Origin of the sequence: Flavobacterium gelatinilyticum (genome assembly GCF_027111295.1) — a bacterium.
In the GTDB taxonomy this organism is placed as follows: domain Bacteria; phylum Bacteroidota; class Bacteroidia; order Flavobacteriales; family Flavobacteriaceae; genus Flavobacterium; species Flavobacterium gelatinilyticum.
Window position 1 is genome coordinate 421,383 of record NZ_CP114287.1, and the last position, 20,541, is coordinate 441,923.

General features: G+C 33.8%; 21 protein-coding genes. 10 read left to right on the forward strand and 11 right to left on the reverse strand.

The features are described from left to right. Positions 1-12: 12 nt before the first annotated feature. The 5 genes from OZP11_RS01830 to OZP11_RS01850 form a co-directional block, all read right to left on the reverse strand. The gene (locus OZP11_RS01830; RefSeq protein WP_281233539.1) at positions 13-345 is read right to left on the reverse strand and encodes a DUF4265 domain-containing protein; all 333 of its coding nucleotides are present in this window, start codon (positions 343-345) and stop codon (positions 13-15) included. Positions 346-484: 139 nt separating this feature from the next. Continuing rightward, the gene (locus OZP11_RS01835; protein WP_281233540.1) at positions 485-877 is read right to left on the reverse strand and encodes a VOC family protein; all 393 of its coding nucleotides are present in this window, start codon (positions 875-877) and stop codon (positions 485-487) included. Positions 878-926: 49 nt separating this feature from the next. Further along, positions 927-1,796 carry a nucleoside phosphorylase gene (locus OZP11_RS01840; protein ID WP_281233541.1) on the reverse strand — a complete coding sequence of 290 codons (870 nt, stop codon included), beginning with the start codon at positions 1,794-1,796 and terminating at the stop codon, positions 927-929. A gap of 139 nt (positions 1,797-1,935) precedes the next feature. Further along, positions 1,936-2,268 carry a translation initiation factor gene (locus OZP11_RS01845; protein WP_281233542.1) on the reverse strand — a complete coding sequence of 111 codons (333 nt, stop codon included), beginning with the start codon at positions 2,266-2,268 and terminating at the stop codon, positions 1,936-1,938. 116 nt (positions 2,269-2,384) lie between these two features. Beyond that, positions 2,385-3,335, reverse strand: coding sequence for an isopenicillin N synthase family dioxygenase (locus OZP11_RS01850; RefSeq protein ID WP_281233543.1), 951 nt, complete (start codon positions 3,333-3,335; stop codon positions 2,385-2,387). A 169-nt stretch (positions 3,336-3,504) separates the two neighbouring features. On the opposite strand from OZP11_RS01850, the gene OZP11_RS01855 reads away from it, so the two are divergent. Further along, positions 3,505-5,481, forward strand: a complete 1,977-nt coding sequence (locus OZP11_RS01855) for an alpha-ketoacid dehydrogenase subunit alpha/beta (protein WP_281233544.1) — start codon at positions 3,505-3,507, stop codon at positions 5,479-5,481. 73 nt (positions 5,482-5,554) lie between these two features. Here the strand turns inward: OZP11_RS01855 and OZP11_RS01860 are convergent, their stop codons facing one another. Then, positions 5,555-5,956, reverse strand: coding sequence for a glyoxalase (locus tag OZP11_RS01860; RefSeq protein WP_281233545.1), 402 nt, complete (start codon positions 5,954-5,956; stop codon positions 5,555-5,557). Positions 5,957-6,094: 138 nt separating this feature from the next. Between OZP11_RS01860 and OZP11_RS01865 the strand changes: the two genes are divergently transcribed. Continuing rightward, positions 6,095-6,514 carry a hypothetical protein gene (locus tag OZP11_RS01865; protein WP_281233546.1) on the forward strand — a complete coding sequence of 140 codons (420 nt, stop codon included), beginning with the start codon at positions 6,095-6,097 and terminating at the stop codon, positions 6,512-6,514. Positions 6,515-6,639: 125 nt separating this feature from the next. Here the strand turns inward: OZP11_RS01865 and OZP11_RS01870 are convergent, their stop codons facing one another. Then, on the reverse strand, positions 6,640-7,899 hold the full coding sequence (locus OZP11_RS01870) for a mechanosensitive ion channel family protein (RefSeq protein WP_281233547.1): 1,260 nt from the start codon (positions 7,897-7,899) through the stop codon (positions 6,640-6,642). Positions 7,900-7,903: 4 nt separating this feature from the next. Further along, positions 7,904-8,179, reverse strand: a complete 276-nt coding sequence (locus tag OZP11_RS01875) for a DUF3817 domain-containing protein (protein WP_281233548.1) — start codon at positions 8,177-8,179, stop codon at positions 7,904-7,906. A 104-nt stretch (positions 8,180-8,283) separates the two neighbouring features. On the opposite strand from OZP11_RS01875, the gene OZP11_RS01880 reads away from it, so the two are divergent. The 4 genes from OZP11_RS01880 (at position 8,284) to OZP11_RS01895 (ending at position 13,318) form a co-directional block, all read left to right on the forward strand. After that, positions 8,284-8,817, forward strand: coding sequence for a DUF6155 family protein (locus tag OZP11_RS01880; protein WP_281233549.1), 534 nt, complete (start codon positions 8,284-8,286; stop codon positions 8,815-8,817). Positions 8,818-8,926: 109 nt separating this feature from the next. Then, positions 8,927-10,465, forward strand: coding sequence for a DEAD/DEAH box helicase (locus OZP11_RS01885; protein WP_281233550.1), 1,539 nt, complete (start codon positions 8,927-8,929; stop codon positions 10,463-10,465). Between the two features lie 177 nt (positions 10,466-10,642). Beyond that, on the forward strand, positions 10,643-11,977 hold the full coding sequence (locus OZP11_RS01890; RefSeq protein ID WP_281233551.1) for a DEAD/DEAH box helicase: 1,335 nt from the start codon (positions 10,643-10,645) through the stop codon (positions 11,975-11,977). Between the two features lie 81 nt (positions 11,978-12,058). Then, the gene (locus tag OZP11_RS01895; RefSeq protein WP_281233552.1) at positions 12,059-13,318 is read left to right on the forward strand and encodes an NAD(P)/FAD-dependent oxidoreductase; all 1,260 of its coding nucleotides are present in this window, start codon (positions 12,059-12,061) and stop codon (positions 13,316-13,318) included. A gap of 195 nt (positions 13,319-13,513) precedes the next feature. Here the strand turns inward: OZP11_RS01895 and OZP11_RS01900 are convergent, their stop codons facing one another. Continuing rightward, entirely contained in the window at positions 13,514-14,743 is a 1,230-nt protein-coding gene (locus OZP11_RS01900) for a multidrug effflux MFS transporter (protein ID WP_281233553.1), read from the reverse strand. Between the two features lie 117 nt (positions 14,744-14,860). Here OZP11_RS01900 and OZP11_RS01905 point away from each other — a divergent pair, with 117 nt between their 5' ends. Together OZP11_RS01905 and OZP11_RS01910 are read left to right on the forward strand one after the other, a co-directional pair. Continuing rightward, on the forward strand, positions 14,861-15,280 hold the full coding sequence (locus OZP11_RS01905; protein ID WP_281233554.1) for a hypothetical protein: 420 nt from the start codon (positions 14,861-14,863) through the stop codon (positions 15,278-15,280). Positions 15,281-15,405: 125 nt separating this feature from the next. Next, positions 15,406-15,789: a hypothetical protein gene (locus OZP11_RS01910; RefSeq protein ID WP_281233555.1), complete on the forward strand. Its 384-nt coding sequence runs from the start codon at positions 15,406-15,408 to the stop codon at positions 15,787-15,789. Between the two features lie 4 nt (positions 15,790-15,793). On the opposite strand, the gene OZP11_RS01915 is transcribed toward OZP11_RS01910, so the two are convergent. Both OZP11_RS01915 and OZP11_RS01920 read right to left on the reverse strand, forming a co-directional pair. Then, positions 15,794-16,195 (reverse strand): helix-turn-helix transcriptional regulator, encoded by a 402-nt coding sequence (locus OZP11_RS01915; RefSeq protein WP_281233556.1) that lies wholly within the window; start codon positions 16,193-16,195, stop codon positions 15,794-15,796. Positions 16,196-16,313: 118 nt separating this feature from the next. Next, positions 16,314-16,871, reverse strand: coding sequence for a hypothetical protein (locus tag OZP11_RS01920; protein ID WP_281233557.1), 558 nt, complete (start codon positions 16,869-16,871; stop codon positions 16,314-16,316). A gap of 95 nt (positions 16,872-16,966) precedes the next feature. On the opposite strand from OZP11_RS01920, the gene OZP11_RS01925 reads away from it, so the two are divergent. Next, entirely contained in the window at positions 16,967-17,383 is a 417-nt protein-coding gene (locus OZP11_RS01925) for a hypothetical protein (protein WP_281233558.1), read from the forward strand. A 1,244-nt stretch (positions 17,384-18,627) separates the two neighbouring features. Continuing rightward, a complete protein-coding gene (locus OZP11_RS01930; RefSeq protein WP_281233559.1) occupies positions 18,628-20,541 on the forward strand; it encodes a DUF294 nucleotidyltransferase-like domain-containing protein in 1,914 nt (637 codons plus the stop codon).

Below are 20,541 nucleotides of genomic sequence, written 5' to 3' on the forward strand. Positions count from 1 at the left end.
GAGTTTAGTTTTCTAGTTTTTTAATAAATCTGTTCGGTGTTTATCTGAAAGACATGGCTCTGCATATTGCATAATTCCTTCTGATTCATATTCTCCCAGTACACTTCGTACCAAAGAATAATCGACATCCCGCACCACTTCAACAGAAATAAATGTATCGTTCAATCCTTCTGATAAACAATTTATGGCTTTTAATTTTTCCCTGATAATTTCGTTATCGAATCCTTTTTCAAGAATTACAACCTGAACAATTGAATTACCGGAATTTTCGATAGTTTCTTTATAAACAAAACGTTTTTCTTCTTCATCAAATTCGGCATAAAATAAATCGTCTGTAGCGATCAATGGTCCGAAAAAGGAATATTGTCGAGTTTAAAAAGTCCTTTCTCTAAATCGATTATCTGTGCCCACATAGTCTCGGCAACTGTGTCTTCTAAATAATCGCTGTAATACTTAAAAAGTATTTTTTTGTGTGTTTCCTGCATTATTCAATTTCGCTGATTACAGCTTTTAAGGGTGATATTACGATTCTGTAACCGTCCGGATCCTGAATCATGGTTCCGTTCTCATTCCAAAAAGGATTTACTGCCGTTACAGAAGCAATATTGTATTTTTTTAATTTATTTAATAATTGATCGTAATCTGCAACCGTTTTTGGATATAAAACTATCGCATCATCTTCATCAAAGGTATGTTTTGCGGACACGTCAGATTTTGTAAACTCAAAATGCCAGTCGAGTCCTGATTTTCCAATAAATACACCATCGTATTTATTATGCTTCTGAAAACCTCCCAAACGTTCAAAACCGAGGACATCTACATAAAAAATTTCAATTTTCTCCAAATCATTGGTATGCCGTGCCACTCTTAAAAACATACTATTTCTTTTAAAATTATAAAATTTTCTATTTCGCAAATTATCTTACTTACCTTTCTGCCAGTTTGTTTAATGTATAAGTAATCAACTCATCAACCGCTTTATAAGGATCTTTACTAAAAGTCCCGGATGCACGATTGGCAATAATTGCATTTAAAGATAAGGCATTATGTCCTAAAAGCGAAGAAAGTCCATAAATTGCTGCCGTTTCCATCTCTAAATTAGTAATTCTTTCGTTATTAAAACCAAAATTATCCATTTTACTGTTTAATTCTTCATCCTGAATATTTAAACGTAAAACACGTCCCTGAGGTCCGTAGAATCCTCCGGCCGTAGCGGTAATTCCTTTAAAAATCTGGTCAGATTCGATTAGCTTTTCTAATTTTTCAGAACAGGCAATCGCATACGGTCTCCCTTTTTTGCTATCCCAGTTCGTATGATTAATAAAGGCATCTTCAAGGGCGATATTTGAAACTTCGTCGATTAAATAGGAGCGAAGCATATTATCTAATCCCAATCCAAATTTAGACATTACAAAACTGTCTACAGGAATATCTGCCTGCAAAGACCCCGAAGTTCCAATTCTGATAATATTTAAAGAAGTTAACTTTTCTTTTGGCTGGCGCGTTTCTAAATCGATATTAACCAAAGCGTCCAGTTCGTTAACCACAATATCAATATTGTCAGGCCCAATTCCGGTTGACATAACCGAGATTCTTTTGCCTTTGTAAATTCCTGTCTGGGTTTTAAATTCTCTTTTTTGAGTAGAAAACTCGATTGAGTCAAAAAACTGAGTGATTTTTTCCACGCGGTTCTGATCGCCTACAAATATAATGTCGTGGGCAATATGCTCAGGACGAAGGTTTAAGTGATAAACACTCCCGTCCGGATTGAGTATTAATTCTGATGATTGTATCATTTTTTTTTTTTTAGGTGCTAAGGTTCTGAGGTACAAAGGCTCAAAGGTTTTCTGTAGAGACGCACTGCAGTTCGTCTTTTTTTGTTTCATGTTTCATGTTTTGTAACCTGAAACTTTAAACTTTAAACTTGAAACAATTTTATCCGCCTACACGTTTTGTTTTAAATCCTTTTTCCTTTAAGATGTCCATAATTTTATCGCGGTAATCACCCTGAATAATGATTGAATCGTCTTTAAAAGTACCGCCAACGCTTAATTTGGTTTTAATTTCTTTGGCAAGGACTTTGAAATCTTCGTCAGATCCTTCGTAACCTTCGATAATCGTGGTTGGTTTTCCTTTTCGCTTTTCAAATTTGCAAATCATAGGCTCTTTCTGAACATATAATACATGTTCTTCGTCCTGAATTTCCTCAGGTTCGTTTGATTCAACGTGTTCCGGAAATAAGTTTTTTAACTGATCTTTTAAATCCATAATTATTTTATTCTAATGCTAAAATTCCAAAATCTTAAAGGTTTTAAAAATTAAATTCCAAATTCCAATGAAACTTTGGAATTTGGAATTTTGATTTTTTGAAATTTAAATTACGTTTATTTTTTAATTAAACCTAATTCTACCAAGCGTTCGTGTAAAAACTCGCCCGCAGAAATATCTTCATATTTTTTAGGATTTTCGTCATCGATACAATTTTCTAAACAATCCAGACGCATATCGCTTACCGGGTGCATAAAAAACGGAATAGAATAACGAGAAGTTCCCCATAATTCCCTTGGCGGATTAACCACCTGATGAATCGTCGATTTTAATTTGTTATTGGTATGTCTTGATAACATATCACCAACATTAATTACCAGCTCATCATCGGCTGCAATGGCATCAATCCATTCACCGTCATGATTTTGAACCTGTAATCCTTTACCCTGAGCCCCCATCAATAAAGTGATAAGATTAATGTCGCCGTGAGCTGCGGCACGAATAGCGTTTTCCGGCTCAGAAGTAATTGGAGGGTAATGAATTGGTCTTAAAATAGAGTTTCCTTCTTTTGCATATTCATCAAAATAAAACTCATCTAAGCCAAGATGCAAAGCCAAAGCTCTTAAAACATAAATACCCGTTTTCTCCAATTTTTGATACGCTTCTTTTCCAACCGCGTTAAAACGAGGAAGTTCTTTAACTTCTACATTGTCAGGATACTCAGAAGCCCATTTTGAATCCTTGTCAACATACTGGCCAAAATGCCAAAATTCCTTTAAATCCCCTTCTTTACGACCTTTGGCATGCTCTTTTCCAAAAGAAACATAACCTCTTTGTCCGCCAATTCCGGGAATTTCATAATTATGCTTAGTTTCTACTGGCAAGGCGAAAAATTTTCTAATTTCACCATACAATTCGTCTACCAGCTGATCATCTAAAAAATGACCTTTTAAGGCAACGAAGCCAATGTTTTCAAATGCACTGCCGATTTCATTTACAAATTTTTGTTTACGTTTCGGGTCGTCCGAAAGGAAATCACGTAAGTCTACACTAGGAATGTTTTGCATACTTTACATTATTTATTTAAGAAAAAGGCACTAAACCTTTACACACAAAGGTAAATAATATTTTAGATTTGAATTTTAATTCTGGCAATAAAAATGAAAAATTCAAACTTAAATTATCCTAATTGTTGGATTTTTCTATCTTTGAAAAAAAACTAAACTCACAAACTCAATGATCTTTTACAGACAAAACCTTACTGATGAAAAATTATTAGATTTATATAAAAAAATCCTGAAACCGCGTTTGATCGAAGAAAAAATGCTCATTTTGATTCGTCAGGGCAAGGTATCTAAATGGTTTTCGGGAATAGGGCAGGAAGCTATTGCAGTGGGTGTTACCGCTGTTTTAGACGATTCTGAGTACGTTTTACCAATGCACCGAAACCTGGGGGTTTTTACAACCAGAAATATTCCGCTGCATCGTCTTTTCTCGCAATGGCAGGGAAAAGCAAACGGTTTTACAAAAGGCCGTGACAGAAGTTTTCACTTCGGAACACAAGAATACAATATTATAGGAATGATTTCGCATTTGGGACCGCAGTTAGGAATTGCTGACGGAATTGCCCTTGCGGATAAACTGCAGAACAATAAAAAAGTTACAGCCGTTTTTACCGGAGAAGGGGCAACCAGTGAAGGTGATTTTCATGAAGCTTTAAATATTGCCTCAGTCTGGAAACTGCCGGTTATGTTTGTAATCGAAAATAACGGGTACGGACTTTCTACACCGACAAACGAGCAGTATGCCTGCGAAAATTTGGCCGATAAAGGAATTGGGTACGGAATTGAAAGCTGGATTATTGACGGAAATAATATCCTTGAAGTTTATAATAAATTATCTAAGTTAAAAGAAGAAATGCAGGAGAACCCGCATCCGGTTTTATTAGAATTTAAAACATTCAGGATGCGCGGACATGAAGAGGCGAGCGGTACCAAATATGTTCCTCAGGATTTAATGGATCAATGGGAACTTAGGGATCCGGTTACGAATTACAGAAAATATCTGACTGAAATTGGTGTTCTTACTGCCGAATTAGACGAGCAGTTTCACAACGAAATCAAGCAGGAAATCGATGAAAACTGGGCAATGGCAAATGCAGAACCGGAAATCGAACCAACTTACAGCGGAGAATTAGATGATGTTTATAAACCATATGAACATGAAGAATTTACAGCAGAGTCATCCGGAGCAAATATTCGTTTTATTGATGCTGTTAGAAATAGTTTAAGCGAATCAATGCAGCGTCATAAAAACCTTGTGATTATGGGGCAGGATATTGCCGAATACGGCGGTGCCTTTAAAATCACGGATGGATTTGTTGAATTTTTTGGAAAAGACCGCGTACGAAATACACCAATCTGCGAAAGTGCTGTCGTATCGACTGCTATGGGATTGTCTATCAATAAATACAAAGTCATTGTCGAAATGCAGTTCGCTGATTTTGTTTCGACAGGTTTTAATCCAATTGTAAATTTACTGGCCAAATCACATTATCGCTGGGGCGAAAATGCCGATGTTGTGGTTCGTATGCCTTGCGGGGGCGGTACTCAGGCGGGACCGTTTCATTCGCAGACGAACGAAGCCTGGTTTACCAAAACTCCGGGATTAAAAGTAGTATATCCGGCGTTTCCTTACGATGCAAAAGGGTTATTGAATACGGCAATCAACGATCCGAATCCGGTTTTATTCTTTGAACATAAACAATTGTACAGAAGTATTTATCAGGATGTTCCAACAGATTATTATACAATTCCTTTTGGAAAAGCAGCAGTTTTGAAAGAAGGAAAAGATGTTACCATTATTACTTTTGGAGCTCCGGTTCACTGGGCTTTAGAAACATTGGCCAATAATCCTGAAATAAGCGCTGATTTAATCGACTTAAGAACATTACAGCCGCTTGATACTGAAACGATTTTTGCATCGGTAAAAAAGACCGGAAAAGCGATTATTTATCAGGAAGATACTTTGTTTGGCGGGATTGCCAGCGATATTTCGGCTTTAATTATGGAAAACTGTTTCGAATATCTGGATGGGCCAGTTAAAAGAGTTGCCAGCTTAGATTCGCCAATTCCGTTTACAAAAGCGCTGGAAGATCAGTTTTTAGCAAAAAACAGATTTGAGCAGGTTTTATTTGATCTGCTCAAATACTAAGATACTGAGCATCTAAGATTTCAAGGTTCTGAGTTAAAAACTTAGTACCTTGAAATCTTAGATGCTTATAAACTTAATTAGATTCTACTTCAAACAACTGCACCTGACTTTTTAATCTTTCAATCAGTAAATTCATCATCCTTTTGTTTAAATCAGAAGAATTTTGAATGTACGTATTGTATTCTTCTATTGTAAAAAGCGCCATTACAATTCCTTTTAGGGAATTTCTGAACTTTATATCTTTCTGAATAGAATTCTCGATTGTCTGCAGTTTCTTTTCAACCGAATAGGAATAAAAATCAGGTTTGTTTTTATTTACATAATTAGCAAAAACCGCGATAAACAAATCATTCTGCAGTTTTAAAATAGGCCTGATTGTCTGGTTCTGAAAGATCTCATCCGGTGAAGATTGAGCACTTACGGTTCCTAAAGTTTCGCCTCTGAATTCTCTTAAATAAGTGTCTCTATCTGTCATGTTTTTTATTTAAATTTAGGGAAAAATAAAATAGAAAAAAATCTATTTTTGTTTTTATAACTTAAAATTAAACCCTATGAGTTTACTTTTTTTCTTAAAATGTACTTATATGACTTGTAGAGTAAAAACATCTAACCAATGAATAAATTATCTTTTATCTTAATTGTATCAATTCTAACTCTTACTGTTTCCTGTAATTCAAAAGAAGACAGCTACAAAGAAGTACAATATCAGGCTGTAAGCGGGAATGATACAGCTGTCATGGCATTAAAAATGAGTGATAAGCGTTTTTACGGACGTTACGAAATATCGTATTATAAATTTGGGAAAGATTCCGGCGATGTTCGCGGCGATATAAAAGGCGATACATTAAGAGGCGATTTCCATTATATATCAAATGGCGGCAGCTGGAAAAGGATTCCATTAGCTTTGCTGAAAAAAGACAATAAATTAGTTCAGGGAACCGGAATAGTAGGAACGTATATGAGTCTTCCGTGCTTTCTTCCCGGAACACTTACCTATAAAGAACCAAAATTTACTTTCGAAGAAATGAAATAATTTCAGGTTTCAAGTTTCAGGTTTCAAGTTTCACGTTCCAACTATGCGCAATACAACAACTTGAAACGTGAAACCTGAAACAAAAAAAAATGAAACCTGAAACAAAAAAACTGAAACAAAATATCTTATTTATCCAGAATGCTAATCTGTGATGGAAGTTCGAAGATTTCGAGGTCAAAATAAATTACTGAAGCCATAATGTGATCGAAGATATCAGACATTATATATTCGTAGTTTGCCCAGCGTTTATCGCTAGAAAAGACATAAATTTCTAATGGAACACCGTGCGCAGTAGACTGCAGCTGGCGGCACATAATATGCATGTCTTTGTTTAAACCCGGATGATCCGTTAGATATTGCATAACATACTTTCGAAACAAGCCTAAATTGGTCATATTTCGACCGTTAAGCGAAAGCGATTTATCAATTCCTCTGGTCTCATTGTATTTTTCAATTTCGGCTTGTCGGGTTTCAATATACGAGGTAATCAGCTGTACTCTTTTTAAATGATTCAAATCGTCATTATTAAGAAACCTGATACTGCTGCTTTTAATCAATATATGTCTTTTAATTCGTCTTCCGTTGGATTTCTGCATACCGCGCCAATTCTGAAAAGAATCAGAACTCAGCGAATAAGTTGGAATTGTCGTAATGGTATTGTCGAAGTTTCGAACTTTTACCGTTGTCAGGTTAATTTCGATTACATCACCATCCGCACCAAATTTATCCATCGTAATCCAGTCTCCAATACGAACCATATCGTTAATTGCAACCTGAACACTCGATACAAAACCAAGAATTGTATCTCTGAAAATCAAGATAATAATTGCCGAAAGTGTCCCCAGAATTGCCAGTAATTCACCCGTTTTCATTCCGAATAAAGTCGAAATAATCATGGCAACCCCAAAAATCCAGAGCACAATCATAATTACCTGAACAAAACTGTCAATAGGTTTATCACTGTATTCCGGTTTTTGTTTTAAATAATCACGTAAAGCATTAAATATGGTTCTAATGATCCATAACGTGATTAAAACAATGTAAACCCCCACAATTTTCCCAAACATCAGCTCCCAGTATTCGTATTTATCGAGAATAATAGGAACCGCTTTATAAATAAAGAAAAACGGAATTAGATAGGCCGTGTATTTTGTGGTTTTGTTGTGTATTAAATAATCGTCAAACTTTGTTTTGGTTCGCTGCGCAAAAATCGCTGTCAGCGTAACCAAAACAAATTTGGCGATATAGTAAATACCATATGCTAATACCAGCATAATGGCAATATTGAAAATTAGGCTGATATAGGACGCAAAATTGCGGCTCATGCCCCAATCCCTGAAAAGGGGGTATAAAAAATTGAATATTTTATCCAAAAGAGTATGCATTATTTTATAGATACTTTTTCTCTACATAAAAAGTTCCAAACGGAATAAGAGAAGCAATAAGTATAATGGCAAAAGTTTTAAGATCCCAGTTTTGAGATTTTTTCAATAAAAAGGCTAAAAGAATGTAACCAATAAATAAAACACCGTGTGTCATTCCAAGCGGACGAAGAAGTGTATGATAAAGTTCCGGATTATTGGTTTTGATAAAAAGCATATTTGCAAATAAAACCAGGTATGAAATTCCTTCTAAAATGGCAGTAATTTTAAAAATCTTGAGCATGTATGAGTTTTTTGAGATTATAAGGAACAAAATTAAGTATTATGGTTGGTTTTTGGATTATGTATCAGGAAAGTAATTTATTTTTGCAGTCTTAAACTTTGATAATGAGCAAACGCGATTTAAAAAAATATCTAACCGGACTTACCAAAGAACAGCTCGAAGAGCAGCTTGTCGAACTGTACGAAAAATTCAGTCCTGTAAAAGTGTATTATGATTTTGTTTTTAACCCAAAAGAAGACAAACTTCTGCAGGAAAGCAAGGTAAAAATTTCACACGAGTATTTTCCCATTAAAAAACCAAATGCAAAATGGCGTCCAAAAGCCAAAATGCGTCGTTCTGTAGCTCAAAAAATCATCAAACATTTCATTTCTTTAGGCGTTGACTCGTTTATCATAGCCGATTTGATGCTCTATAACATCGAAATTGCGCAGACTTACTCAGAAAATAATTTAATTAAACAGGAATTGTTTTACAAGAGTATGTTTAATTCTTTTGAGCAAGCTGTTAATTTTTTAATTTCTAACGGAATTTTTCACGAATTTAAAGCAAGAGTTCAGGCAGTTTACCAAGAAACTTTGCAGCAAAAATGGAAAAACAGGTATGATTTTGAAGCAATTCTGGAAAAAACAGACTTTTAAAAACACTTCCTATAAAAAAACTTAGTTTAAAAAAAACATTTATTTTCGGATAAAACAGGATGAATAACTGTTTTTTAGATGTATTTTTGCAAAAATCCAAAAACAAACAATGTCTCAAAACACATTAGAAATAGAAAGAGCAGAGAAGAAAGAATTGTATGCATACCAAAAAGGCGATATTGATGCCATTTTTGACCGCTTAGACAATGCTCCTCCTAAACATCATTTATTGTATCAGCTGCCTACCGGAGGTGGAAAAACGGTAATTTTCTCAGAAATTGTGCGTCGTTATTTATCTAATAACGACAAAAAAGTGGTGGTTTTAACACACCGTATCGAGCTTTGTAAACAAACGTCAAAAATGCTGAAAGGTTTTGGTGTTTCAAACAAAATCATCAACAGTAAAGTAAAAGAATTACCGGACCAGAATGATTATTCCTGTTTCGTTGCGATGGTCGAAACTTTAAAAAACCGTATCAACGACGAAAAACTGCACTTAGACAATATCGGTTTGGTGATTATTGACGAAGCGCACTACAATTCATTCAGAAAATTATTAAACTCATTCAAAAATGCCTTTATTCTGGGAGTAACGGCAACACCATTGAGTTCGAATATAAAATTACCAATGCACCAAAGTTACGACGAACTTATCGTTGGGGACACTATTGGTTCATTAATCGACAAAGGATTTTTGGCCAGAGCAACAACATACAGTTATGATGTAGGTTTGACTTCATTAAAAGTAGGTATCAACGGTGATTATACCGTAAAATCATCAGATGATTTGTATACCAACTCAATGATGCAGGAAAAACTGCTTCATGCTTATACAGAACGCTCTCTTGGCAAGAAAACCTTAATTTTTAATAACGGTATCCATACTTCTTTATATGTATACGACACCTTTAGAGAAGCCGGTTACGATATCAGACACCTTGATAACACCAGCAGCTCTGAAGAACGTAAAGATATATTACAGTGGTTCAAGAAAACTCCAGATGCTATTTTAACATCTGTAGGTATCTTAACAACAGGATTTGATGAGCCAACGGTTGAAACCATCATTTTAAACAGGGCAACAAAATCGTTGACTTTATATTTCCAGATGATTGGCCGCGGTTCACGTAAATTGCCAGGAAAAGATGAATTTACGGTAATTGATTTAGGAAACAACGCCGCTCGTTTTGGACTTTGGAGCGAACCGGTTAACTGGCAGCACATCTTTAAGTCTCCTGAATTTTATTTGGAGAATCTTAGAGATGATACCGAAATCGAAATGTATTTCAAATACAGCATGCCAGCTGAATTACGAGCCAAATTTAGTAAAACAGTCGATGTTTCTTTTGATGTAGATGAAGAACACAAACTGGCCATCAAACAAAATTTACGTTCAAAAATTGTATTAGATAAATCACTGGAGCAGCACGCTGCCATGTGTGTAGACAATACAGAATTACTGCCGGAAGCAAAGGCGCTTTCAAAAGAGCTCGAAGACGATATCGAAGACCGAATTAAACGTTTTGCAAAATGTTTAAGCCAGTGCAGTAAAAACTATCGTGAATGGCTTCTGGATGATTACAAACAGAGACTAACTTTATTAATAGGTAAAAAATACCGCGAAAAAATCATGAACGAACCTGATTGAGAATAAGGTTTAAAAGCTTCAGGTTTCATGTTTCAAGTTATTGAAATCTGAATAATTATAATTACAAGGAGGAGGAATTACATTGAGAATAATTAAATCTAATGTAATTTCTCCTTTTAAACTTAATTGAGTTTCTGTGCAACTTGAAACATGAAACCTTTAACAAAAACAAAAACTATGTCTAAACCATTCTCAATATTAGGAGTTGCATCACCAATTTTAAAAGCATTAGGTGAATTAAAAATTGTTGAACCAACAGAAATTCAGCAGAAAACAATTCCGCTTTTATTATCAGAAAACCATGATTTGGTTGGTTTAGCTAAAACCGGAACAGGAAAAACAGCCGCTTTTGGACTTCCTTTATTGCAATTAATAAATACTGAATTGCCAGTAATTCAGGCTGTAATTTTAGTACCTACAAGAGAATTGGGACATCAGATTTTTAGAAATCTGGAAGATTTTTCAAAATATATTCAAAATATTTCCATAGCAGCAACTTGCGGCGGAATCCCGATCAAACCTCAAATTGAGCGCCTTACAACGCCTACACATATCATTGTAGCTACTCCCGGACGTTTAATTGATTTAATTCAGAGAAAAGCGGTTGATTTAAGCCAGACACAATATTTAGTTTTAGACGAAGCCGATGAAATGGTTTCTATTCTAAAAGAAAGCCTGGACGAAATCATTGCAGAACTTCCTAAAAAACATAGAACTTTATTGTTTTCTGCCACTTTACCCGGAACAATTAAACAATTGATTCAGAATTATTTGAATAAAAATGTGGTTCAGGTAAGTGCTAATATGGAAATTGTGGGAAATGCTGGAATTGACCACGAATATATTGTGGTTGATCCCATTGAAAAACTCGATGTATTAATGCATTTCCTAAATTCAAGAGAAGGCGAACGTGGTATTATTTTCTGTAAAACCAAAGCTGCCGTAAATAAACTGGCTAAAAATCTGGCTATAAACCGATTTTCATCCGGAGCAATTCACGGAAGCCTAACGCAGGGAATCCGTGACCGAATCATGGAGCAATTTCGTGAAGGACATATCAATATTTTGGTTGCCACAGATTTAGCTGCAAGAGGAATCGATGTTAAAGAAATTTCATATGTTGTAAACTATCATTTGCCAGATGCTTACGAAACGTATGTTCACCGAAGCGGAAGAACTGCCAGAGCAGGAGCAAAGGGACTTTCGCTGACCGTTTTGCAGGAAGAAGAAGTTTTTGAAATTGCTGATTTTGAAAGAGAACTTGGTCTGAAATTCTCAAAATTTCAAAAACCATCTGCATTAAGTATCGAGGAAAATAATACTCTTTTGTGGGCAAAACAAATCTTTAAAACAAAACCCAATCACGATATTTCGACAGACTTAAAAACAAAGGTAAAAACCGTTTTTCATCATCTTACAAAAGATGAACTGATAGAAAAATTGTTAGCTAATTATGTCCTACAAAACAAGATAGAAGTAACCGAAAAGCCTGTTAAAAAATTCAAAAAGTAGTAAATATGACATTTGTCATTGCATATTAAAGTTGTATATTTATAAGGAATTATTTTATAATCCTTCCTAATATCAACATATATGAAAATAGTCATAATAGGAGGCGGTTTTGCAGGAATAAATCTTGCAAAAGAGCTTGTAAACCAGCCTCAGATACAAGTAACACTTGTAGACAAAAACAATTATAATTTTTTCCCTCCGCTTATATATCAGGTTGCAACGGCTTTTTTGGAGCCGTCAAGCATCAGCTACCCATACAGAAAATTTTTTGCCGGTAAAAAGAATCTTCAGTTTCGTTTAGGTGAACTGCAGTCTGTTGTTCCTGCCGAAAATAAAATTATTTTAAACAACGGCGTATTAGACTATGATTATCTGGTATTTGCCACCGGAGCAGAAACCAGCTATTTTGGAATGGAAAACGTAATGAAAAATGCCATCCCGATGAAAACCTTAAATGATGCCATCGAAATGCGTAACACATTACTTAAAAATCTCGAAAAAGCCGCTATTTGCAAGGATATGCGTAAACGTCGTAAACTATTGACAATTGTTGTTGCCGGAGGAGGGCCAACAGGAGTTGAAGTATCCGGAATGTTTGCCGAAATGAGAAAAAATATCCTCCTTAAAGAATATCCTGAATTAGACACCTCTGCCAGCAACGTATATTTAGTAGATGGAGGCGATGCACTGCTGGCTCCAATGAGCAAAGAATCTCAAAAAGATACTTACGAAGCCTTGACAAAATTGGGCGTAGTTGTAAAACTAAATACCAAAGTTGTCGATTATGTAGATGATACCGTATTTTTTGAAAATGGCGAAACCATTAAAACCAAAAACTTAATCTGGGCTGCCGGGGTTTCGGCTAAAATTTTCGAAGGAATTCCGCAGGAAAGTTACGGACGCGGCCGACGCATGGCTACAGATCAATATAATAAAGTAAACGGATTAGATAATATTTATGCCATTGGCGATACTGCGATTTTATCAGGAGATCAAAATTTTCCGGGTGGTCATCCGCAGGTGGCACAGGTGGCAATTCAGCAGGGATTGAATCTGGCAAAAAACTTTAAAGCCATGATTAAAAATCAGCCGTTGAAACCATTCGTGTACAAGGACAAAGGTTCTATGGCAATTATCGGGAAAGCAAAAGCTGTGGTAGATCTGCCAAGTCCAAAATGGCACTTTAAAGGATTCTTTGCCTGGGTTATCTGGTTGTTTATCCACCTAATCTCATTAATAACGTACAGAAACCGATTAAATACATTTTGGAACTGGATGGTCGCTTATTTCGCAAGAGATCAGTCTCTTAGAATGATCATCAGACCGGATAAGAGAAACTAAAGACTTCGTAAATTCAAATTTTTAAAATTCCAAATTCCAATGGATTGTCTTATAAATTTCAAATTATAAAATCTAAATACGAATAAAAAAGCCAGAATTTTAAACTCTGGCTTTTTTGTATTATTTCCAAATATATTGAAACTTGCAATTTTAGTATTGGAATTTGGAATTTCAAATATTGGAATTTTAAAAAATTTAGTGCCCAATCATTACATCATCATTTCCGCTCAATTCTACTTTATTCTTTATAAATCGTTTTCCGATATTTAAAACAATAAATGCCGTAATCGTCGTTGTTGTCATAATGGCAACCATTGGCGTAACCGAATCTTTTACAAAAACTCCAATCGCAAAAGAAGCTAAAGCTCCAAGCCCTAACTGAATAGCACCCATTAAAGCAGAAGCGCTTCCGGTATTTTTGGCAAATGGCGCAAGCGTCAATCCGGCTGTGTTTGGATTTGAAATTCCCAGACAGGCCAAAAACAGAAACAACATTATTATAGTTTCATATAAACCCAAAAGATCATTTAAAGCCAAAATCAGGAAAATAATACTGATAACCGATTGCGAAATCAAAGCGCCAAAAATCATCTGCTGGCTCGAAAAACGTTTTAAAAGCATGGAATTCAGCTGACTGGAACCTATAAAACTAACCGACATAAAAGCAAAAATCCATCCGTATGCCTTAGCATCTACCCTATAGATATCCATAAAAATGATAGGGGAGGCCGCTACATACGAAAATAGGCCCGAAAAAGCGATTGCTCCGGTAAAGGCGTACGTAAAAAACTGCGGTTCTTTTAGCACCTTTAAAAAATTACTGATAATAGGTTTTGGTTTTAATGAAATCGAAGTATCAGGTTTGTAGGTATTTGGCAATCCAATTTGCGACGCCGCCAGAATAAAAATTCCCATACACATCAGGATCAGGAAAACCATGTGCCAGCCTAAATCTTCTGTTACATAACCGCCAACTGTAGGCGCCAGCATCGGCGAAAGCCCAACAACAAGCATTAATAACGAAAATACTTTTGGAATATCTTTTACAGGAAATAAATCACGAACCATGGCAACCGAGGCAACTGTAGCTGCACAGCTCCCAACAGCCTGAACAAAGCGAAGAAAGATAAACGAATCAATATCAGTTACATAAATACAGCCCAACGAAGCCAGAATATAAACCGTAAGACCAATAAATAAAGGCTTTTTGCGTCCAAAACGATCTAAAAGCGGTCCGTAAAGTAATTGTCCGGCAGAAATCCCGATAAAATAGCTGGATAAACTCATCGAAACTTTGGCGACTGTGGTATTTAAATCCTTTGCAATATCCGAAAAACCAGGTAAATACATGTCGATTGAAAATGGTCCTAGTGCTGTTAATGAACCTAAAATAAGGATAAGTTTGAAATATTTTTTTGTTGTCATTTTCTTAAAAAAACGCTTTAAATTTTCTGCAAAGGTAAAGATTTCATATCTTGTTATAGTATTAAATGCATTTTAATAACTAAAACAAAACATTATTAATCTTAAAAAGTAAGAATTATGAAGAAGTATATTTTGTTATTATCTATTATTTTCACCTCAGTTTCATTTGCACAAACAGTTACATCAAAAAAGGAAGATGTAAATGTCGAACAGTATGATTTGATTCAAAAAGTCAACAAATATTATCCGGACATTACGGTTAACAAAACAATTACAAATTTTTATGTCGACGGAAAAATTATCGATTCACAGCAGGAATTTGATCTTTCGGGATCTAAATTCTCAAGCTATAAAATAGGAATCGAACCGGATAACAAAAAATTGCTGTTTGAATATGTTTCTGATGAAACCGGAAAAGTCTACGGCGATGTTTCTGTCTTTAAAGGAAATCTGCTTCGAACTACGTTTACAGACAAAACCAATCAGATTGAAGTTTCACTTAACGGAAAATCTGTTTATTTGAAAAAATTAAAATAGATTAAAAAAATCCAATAAGGCCAGAATCTTAATTCTGGCTTTTTTGTTTCTATCCGCAATATTAAAACTCAAAATTAAATTTTATTTCGTTTATTTGATAAACAATTCAGCGCTTTTTTAAATCTATGAGAAAAATTATTTTATTACTGATTTTAATCAGCTTTCCGTCGTATTCGCAAATCAATAAGCTGACCGGCACTTGGGGATCTCAAAAATGTAAAAATTGTAAGAAAGAATATTTCTTTAAAATTACAATTGCACAGTCTAATTATAAGATTTCAGGAACTGCCGAAGTTACCAGTGAACACAAAGAACTAAATTCCGGAGTTTTGGATGTTACAGGACATGTGTATCCAATGGGCGACAGAGCCCAAATAAAACTAATAGATAAAAACGGAGTAACTTACGGAGCTTATTTAATTGTAGAAGACGACATATTGCAATTTACAAAACGCGGCAATCATGACATAGTGCCAAGTGAAGTGATAATGAAGAAATTATACGAATAAAACCTTATTTTATAAGCTTTTCCAGTTTCTCAATCATTTCTTTTTGCTGCTCAAGCATACGCTCGTAAAGTTCTACCATTTTATCTAAAGGATTAAACGTACAATTGAAATTTGCCTGAGAACCATCAGTAAAAGTATTTGCAACAGCACTATCGTGAAAAGTATTGGCTATTATATTAATTGCTGAATCTTCATCAAAATTCTCTATAGCTTCAACAGGCACTTTCAGAATTCTAGCTACCTGTTCTAAAATATTATTTTCAATCAATTCCTTTTGTTCCAAAAGAGAAATTTTCTTTTGGTTCCAATCTTCACCTAATTCATAAGCAAGGGCTTCTTGTTTTATGCCCAGCATTTCACGGAAACGCTTTATATTTCTGCCTTGATGTATTATTTTCTCTGTCATATTGATGTTTGTCCTAAGTGTCAAATATAGGATTTTTAGTTATAATAATTATGGTAAACTAATAAATGATGTATTCTAAATTATCCTTTATTGAAGATAAAATAGATAAATTTAATTATTAATCCTTTGAAAAATAAGGATCAATAGATGATCTAGTGCCAACGATATTTTGACCATATAAAAAGTTTAAATCGTCTGAATATATTTGAGAAAAATCTAAACGAATCTTTTTACCTCTAGAAGAATTAGGAGCATCCTGAGTTACGATAGAATGAGGTTCTACGTTTTTAAAAAGCACACTTTCTGTTTTATAACAACTTCCATTGTCGATAATGTAGCAAACGTCAACATAAGCATTATCGACTATATAATCAGAATCATTTTCAAAAGAAATTTGTAAATTCTCAATACCTCCAATTTCATAGTAATCAAATTTATTATTACTGACTTTAAAGTAAATACTCCAATTATTTCTAATATCTCTATTCTTAATAGTTAAACCTGCTTCTTCTTCTCTAGACCTAACAATTGAATCTACGTGTTTCTCAACATCTATTTCACCAACTTCAGTATTATAATTATCAGTAGGTCGAGAGTTGATAAAAGACAAGGAAATTAGAATAATAAGAACACTTACTAATCCAATCAAAATTTTTAATAAAGTTTTTTTTTTCATGTGGTATTATTTTGTGAGGTTATCGTTATTAAATATTTCCAAATATAATACCAATAATTTTATACTTTTGATTTTATAAAGAAAAATTTATATTTATGAAAATAGAAAGATTTAATAAGTTTAGAATTAAAAAAGAATTAAGAATGGCGTTACTAAAAGTATTAGAAGTGAAGTATCATTTATCTTATGATACAAAAGAAGGATCAGAAGATTTTGCAAATCATAATGAAGCAAGAAATTATGTATTGTGTGTGTTGATAAAATCAGGTTGTGTATCAATTGAATCATTTAACAATTCAAGCTTAATTATAACATACAGCGACAAGTACAAAAATCCTGATGATTTATTCGCAATTTTAAGTAAAGATCTAAAATCTAGGTTTAACTATTCGATATCATTAATAGCAAAAAGTAGTACTTCTAGACATTTTGAGTCGCATAATCCAAGAAAAGATCTTAATAGCAATCTCCAAGATGATTTACAAAAACTTGATTGTAAAAAATATCAATAATAATTTAAACATTGATTACGCATTGCTATAAAAGAATAAATAATTATACCTTAAAAAATAACCCTTTCTAAATTAATACAAAGGCTTATTTATTATATAATCTCGAGAAATATAATTACCGTTTTATGGTTATAAATTTCGCGTATTTGCAGAATATTTTTTTCTTGAGCCAAATATGCGATTTTTAGCATTCGTCAAAATCGAATATTTAAAAGCAAATAATTTATTTTTTCAAATATTGAATTTTTAATGGCAAATGATACAGCTTCAAATTTCGCGTATTTCAAAAATATTCTTTTCTTTGACCAAATATGCGATTTTTAGCTTTCGTCAAAATCGAATATTTAAAAGCAAATATTTTATATTTTCAAATATCGGATTTTTGATGACGAATGATACAGCTTCAAATTTCGCGTATTTCAAAAATATTCTTTTCTTTGACCAAATATGCGATTTTTAGCTTTCGTCAAAATCGAATATTTGAAAAGAAATATTTTATATTTTCAAATATCGGATTTTTGATGACGAATGATACAGCTTCAAATTTCGCGTATTTCTAAAATTTTTTTTTCTTTGGCCAAATATGCGATTTTTAGCGTTCGTCAAAAATCGAATATTTGAAAGCAAATAATTTATTTTTTCAAATATCGAATTTTTGATGCATAATGAATGGTGCAGTTTTAAAATTCGACATATTTATGAAACTCGTTAGTGTGTCAAACAGACAAATAATTGTAACTGATTGTAAGCAGGAAAGTGAGGCTTCAAAAAACAACAGAGGAAATCTGAAATGAAAAATAACTATAATTGAGATTCCGGATAAAATTATAAAGAGAAACAATTATATAAAGAATCAAATGTTTAAAAATGAATAAAATAGCTCATTTCTGCAGTATTCTATTTGAACTATAATTTATATTATGTAAAATAGAAAATTATAGAAACTCCTGCACAATCAATCATTCTGATATTCGTTCTTAGTACTAACGATTCTTTGTTAATGATTAATTGAGCACTAATTCAAAACCAAATCTCCTACTTGTTTCGTAAATAATTTTTTTTTTATAGAACTATAAATCAAATAATTATGTAACTTTAAAAAAAGTAAAAAGCTTTTCGAAGCCTTGAATTCAGTAAATCTTAACATTTATTTAAAATATTTAGATTCTGAACAACTTGCTTTCATTGTAAGACTTTATTTTCTTATTTTTACATTCGATACTTTAAAAAAATTATCAACTATTATGAATACAATTGCTGAGCATATTGCAGATTTTTTAAAAGAATACCCGCCATTTGATAATTTAACTTTTCAGGAATTATCAGATATCGCGACCAATATTCGTGTTATTAACTTAGAAAAGCATGCAGTACTGTTTCAAAATAATGACCCGCTGCACGACAGTTTTTACGTTGTGGCTTCTGGTGTAATTAATTTAACCACGATTGCCGATGCTGAGGAAACGATTATAAACAAATGTCACGAAGGTGATATTTTTGGCCTGCGTCCGTTTTTTGCCAAGAATAACTACATGATGACGGCAAAAGCGCGCGAAGAAACTATTATCTACGCTATTCCAATCGCTGTTTTTAGACCTTTTGTGGCTAATAACTCAGATGTGCTGAACTTTTTACTGGAAAGTTTTGCAATGAATTCCAGACATACAAAAGATAATGCGCGTTCTAACGGAAAATTAGATACCGACAATGGTTTTCTGGATCATCAGTCTGAAATACAATACATTCAGTCGCTTACTTATAACAAAACGCCATTGACTACTGAGTCTCATCATATTGTAAAAGATGTTGCAATCCTGATGACGGAATCAATGGTTGATAATATTGTAGTCTGCGAAAAAAATAATCCTATTGGTATTGTAACCAATGCCGATTTATCGTCTAAAATTGCAACCGGACGTTATCCTATTACCGAAACTATCGACAAAATTATGTCGTCGCCTGTTGTTACCGTAATCGAAAATGTTTCTTTGGCCGAAGCACAGCTGCTTATGCTAAAATACAATGTTTCGCATTTGTGTGTTACCAAAGACGGTACAAATAAATCTGCTGTAAGAGGAATTATTTCTGAACACGATCTTATTGTGGCTCAAGCCAGTAACCCTGGTGTATTAATTAAAGAGATTAAGCGTTCACAACTGCCAAAAGACTTAAAACAAATTCGTGATCGATTGTCTGATTTAATTCAGAATTCGATTCAGAAAAATATACCAATTTCTCACGTCAGTAATATTGCCAGCGAAATTAATCTTGCTATTATAAAACGTGCTGTCGAATTGTCTATTTTAGATTTAGGCTCACCTCCCGCCCGTTACGCTTGGTTAAGCATTGGTAGTCAAGGACGTAAGGAACAACTTTTACTTACAGATCAGGACAGCATTTTGATTTTTGAAGATGTTGCACCGGAGAAATACCGCGAAGTAAAAGATTATTTCTTAAGAATGGCAAAACGAACAACGGCTATTCTCGAAAAAGTAGGCTACGAATACTGCCCTAACGGACATATGGGAAGCAATATGTTATGGTGTAAATCATTGAGTGACTGGACAAAACAATACAACAACTGGATGAATACTCCTGGTGAAAACAGCAATGATTTGAGCAGTATTTTCTTTGATTATGAGATCGTTATTGGTGAACCAAAAATTGAAGAAGTAATAGAAAATGTAGTTTTCAAAAATGCGGTAAACAACACATTATTTTTTGACTTTTTAGGAAATGATGCTTTAAAAAGAAATTCCCCTTTGAATTTCTTCAAAAAATTTATTGTTGAAGAAGAAGGTCCGCATAAAGATAAATTTGATATTAAAACACGTGCTCTTATGCCGTTAATTGACAGTGCTCGTTTATTGATATTAAGTGCAAATATCAAAGGAATTCAGAATACGTATTTAAGATTCAAACAATTGGCTATTAGCGATTCTAAAAATTCCGAAATCTACTTAAGCTGTGCCGAAGCATTTCTGACACTTTCAAAGTTCAGGACTGTTGAAGGACTGAAAAATGATGATTCCGGACAATATATTAATTTAAGAGAAATGTCTAAAACAGACAAAGAAAAGTTAAAAAGTGCTTTAACTCCGATGAAAGATCTTGAGGAATTAATAAAGAGTAAATTTCAACTTACACAATTCTCGTAA

What these genes read in the sequence shown, in the direction of transcription:
- OZP11_RS01905 (WP_281233554.1), top strand. Translation starts at nt 14,861, where the DNA reads ATGAAGAAGTATATTTTGTTATTATCTATTATTTTCACCTCAGTTTCA.
- OZP11_RS01910 (WP_281233555.1), top strand. Translation starts at nt 15,406, where the DNA reads ATGAGAAAAATTATTTTATTACTGATTTTAATCAGCTTTCCGTCGTAT.
- OZP11_RS01885 (WP_281233550.1), top strand. Translation starts at nt 8,927, where the DNA reads ATGTCTCAAAACACATTAGAAATAGAAAGAGCAGAGAAGAAAGAATTG.
- OZP11_RS01895 (WP_281233552.1), top strand. Translation starts at nt 12,059, where the DNA reads ATGAAAATAGTCATAATAGGAGGCGGTTTTGCAGGAATAAATCTTGCA.
- OZP11_RS01865 (WP_281233546.1), top strand. Translation starts at nt 6,095, where the DNA reads ATGAATAAATTATCTTTTATCTTAATTGTATCAATTCTAACTCTTACT.
- OZP11_RS01900 (WP_281233553.1), bottom strand. Translation starts at nt 14,743, where the DNA reads ATGACAACAAAAAAATATTTCAAACTTATCCTTATTTTAGGTTCATTA.
- OZP11_RS01835 (WP_281233540.1), bottom strand. Translation starts at nt 877, where the DNA reads ATGTTTTTAAGAGTGGCACGGCATACCAATGATTTGGAGAAAATTGAA.
- OZP11_RS01890 (WP_281233551.1), top strand. Translation starts at nt 10,643, where the DNA reads ATGTCTAAACCATTCTCAATATTAGGAGTTGCATCACCAATTTTAAAA.
- OZP11_RS01850 (WP_281233543.1), bottom strand. Translation starts at nt 3,335, where the DNA reads ATGCAAAACATTCCTAGTGTAGACTTACGTGATTTCCTTTCGGACGAC.
- OZP11_RS01845 (WP_281233542.1), bottom strand. Translation starts at nt 2,268, where the DNA reads ATGGATTTAAAAGATCAGTTAAAAAACTTATTTCCGGAACACGTTGAA.
- OZP11_RS01870 (WP_281233547.1), bottom strand. Translation starts at nt 7,899, where the DNA reads ATGCATACTCTTTTGGATAAAATATTCAATTTTTTATACCCCCTTTTC.
- OZP11_RS01915 (WP_281233556.1), bottom strand. Translation starts at nt 16,195, where the DNA reads ATGACAGAGAAAATAATACATCAAGGCAGAAATATAAAGCGTTTCCGT.
- OZP11_RS01840 (WP_281233541.1), bottom strand. Translation starts at nt 1,796, where the DNA reads ATGATACAATCATCAGAATTAATACTCAATCCGGACGGGAGTGTTTAT.
- OZP11_RS01875 (WP_281233548.1), bottom strand. Translation starts at nt 8,179, where the DNA reads ATGCTCAAGATTTTTAAAATTACTGCCATTTTAGAAGGAATTTCATAC.
- OZP11_RS01925 (WP_281233558.1), top strand. Translation starts at nt 16,967, where the DNA reads ATGAAAATAGAAAGATTTAATAAGTTTAGAATTAAAAAAGAATTAAGA.
- OZP11_RS01880 (WP_281233549.1), top strand. Translation starts at nt 8,284, where the DNA reads ATGAGCAAACGCGATTTAAAAAAATATCTAACCGGACTTACCAAAGAA.
- OZP11_RS01860 (WP_281233545.1), bottom strand. Translation starts at nt 5,956, where the DNA reads ATGACAGATAGAGACACTTATTTAAGAGAATTCAGAGGCGAAACTTTA.
- OZP11_RS01930 (WP_281233559.1), top strand. Translation starts at nt 18,628, where the DNA reads ATGAATACAATTGCTGAGCATATTGCAGATTTTTTAAAAGAATACCCG.
- OZP11_RS01855 (WP_281233544.1), top strand. Translation starts at nt 3,505, where the DNA reads ATGATCTTTTACAGACAAAACCTTACTGATGAAAAATTATTAGATTTA.
- OZP11_RS01920 (WP_281233557.1), bottom strand. Translation starts at nt 16,871, where the DNA reads ATGAAAAAAAAAACTTTATTAAAAATTTTGATTGGATTAGTAAGTGTT.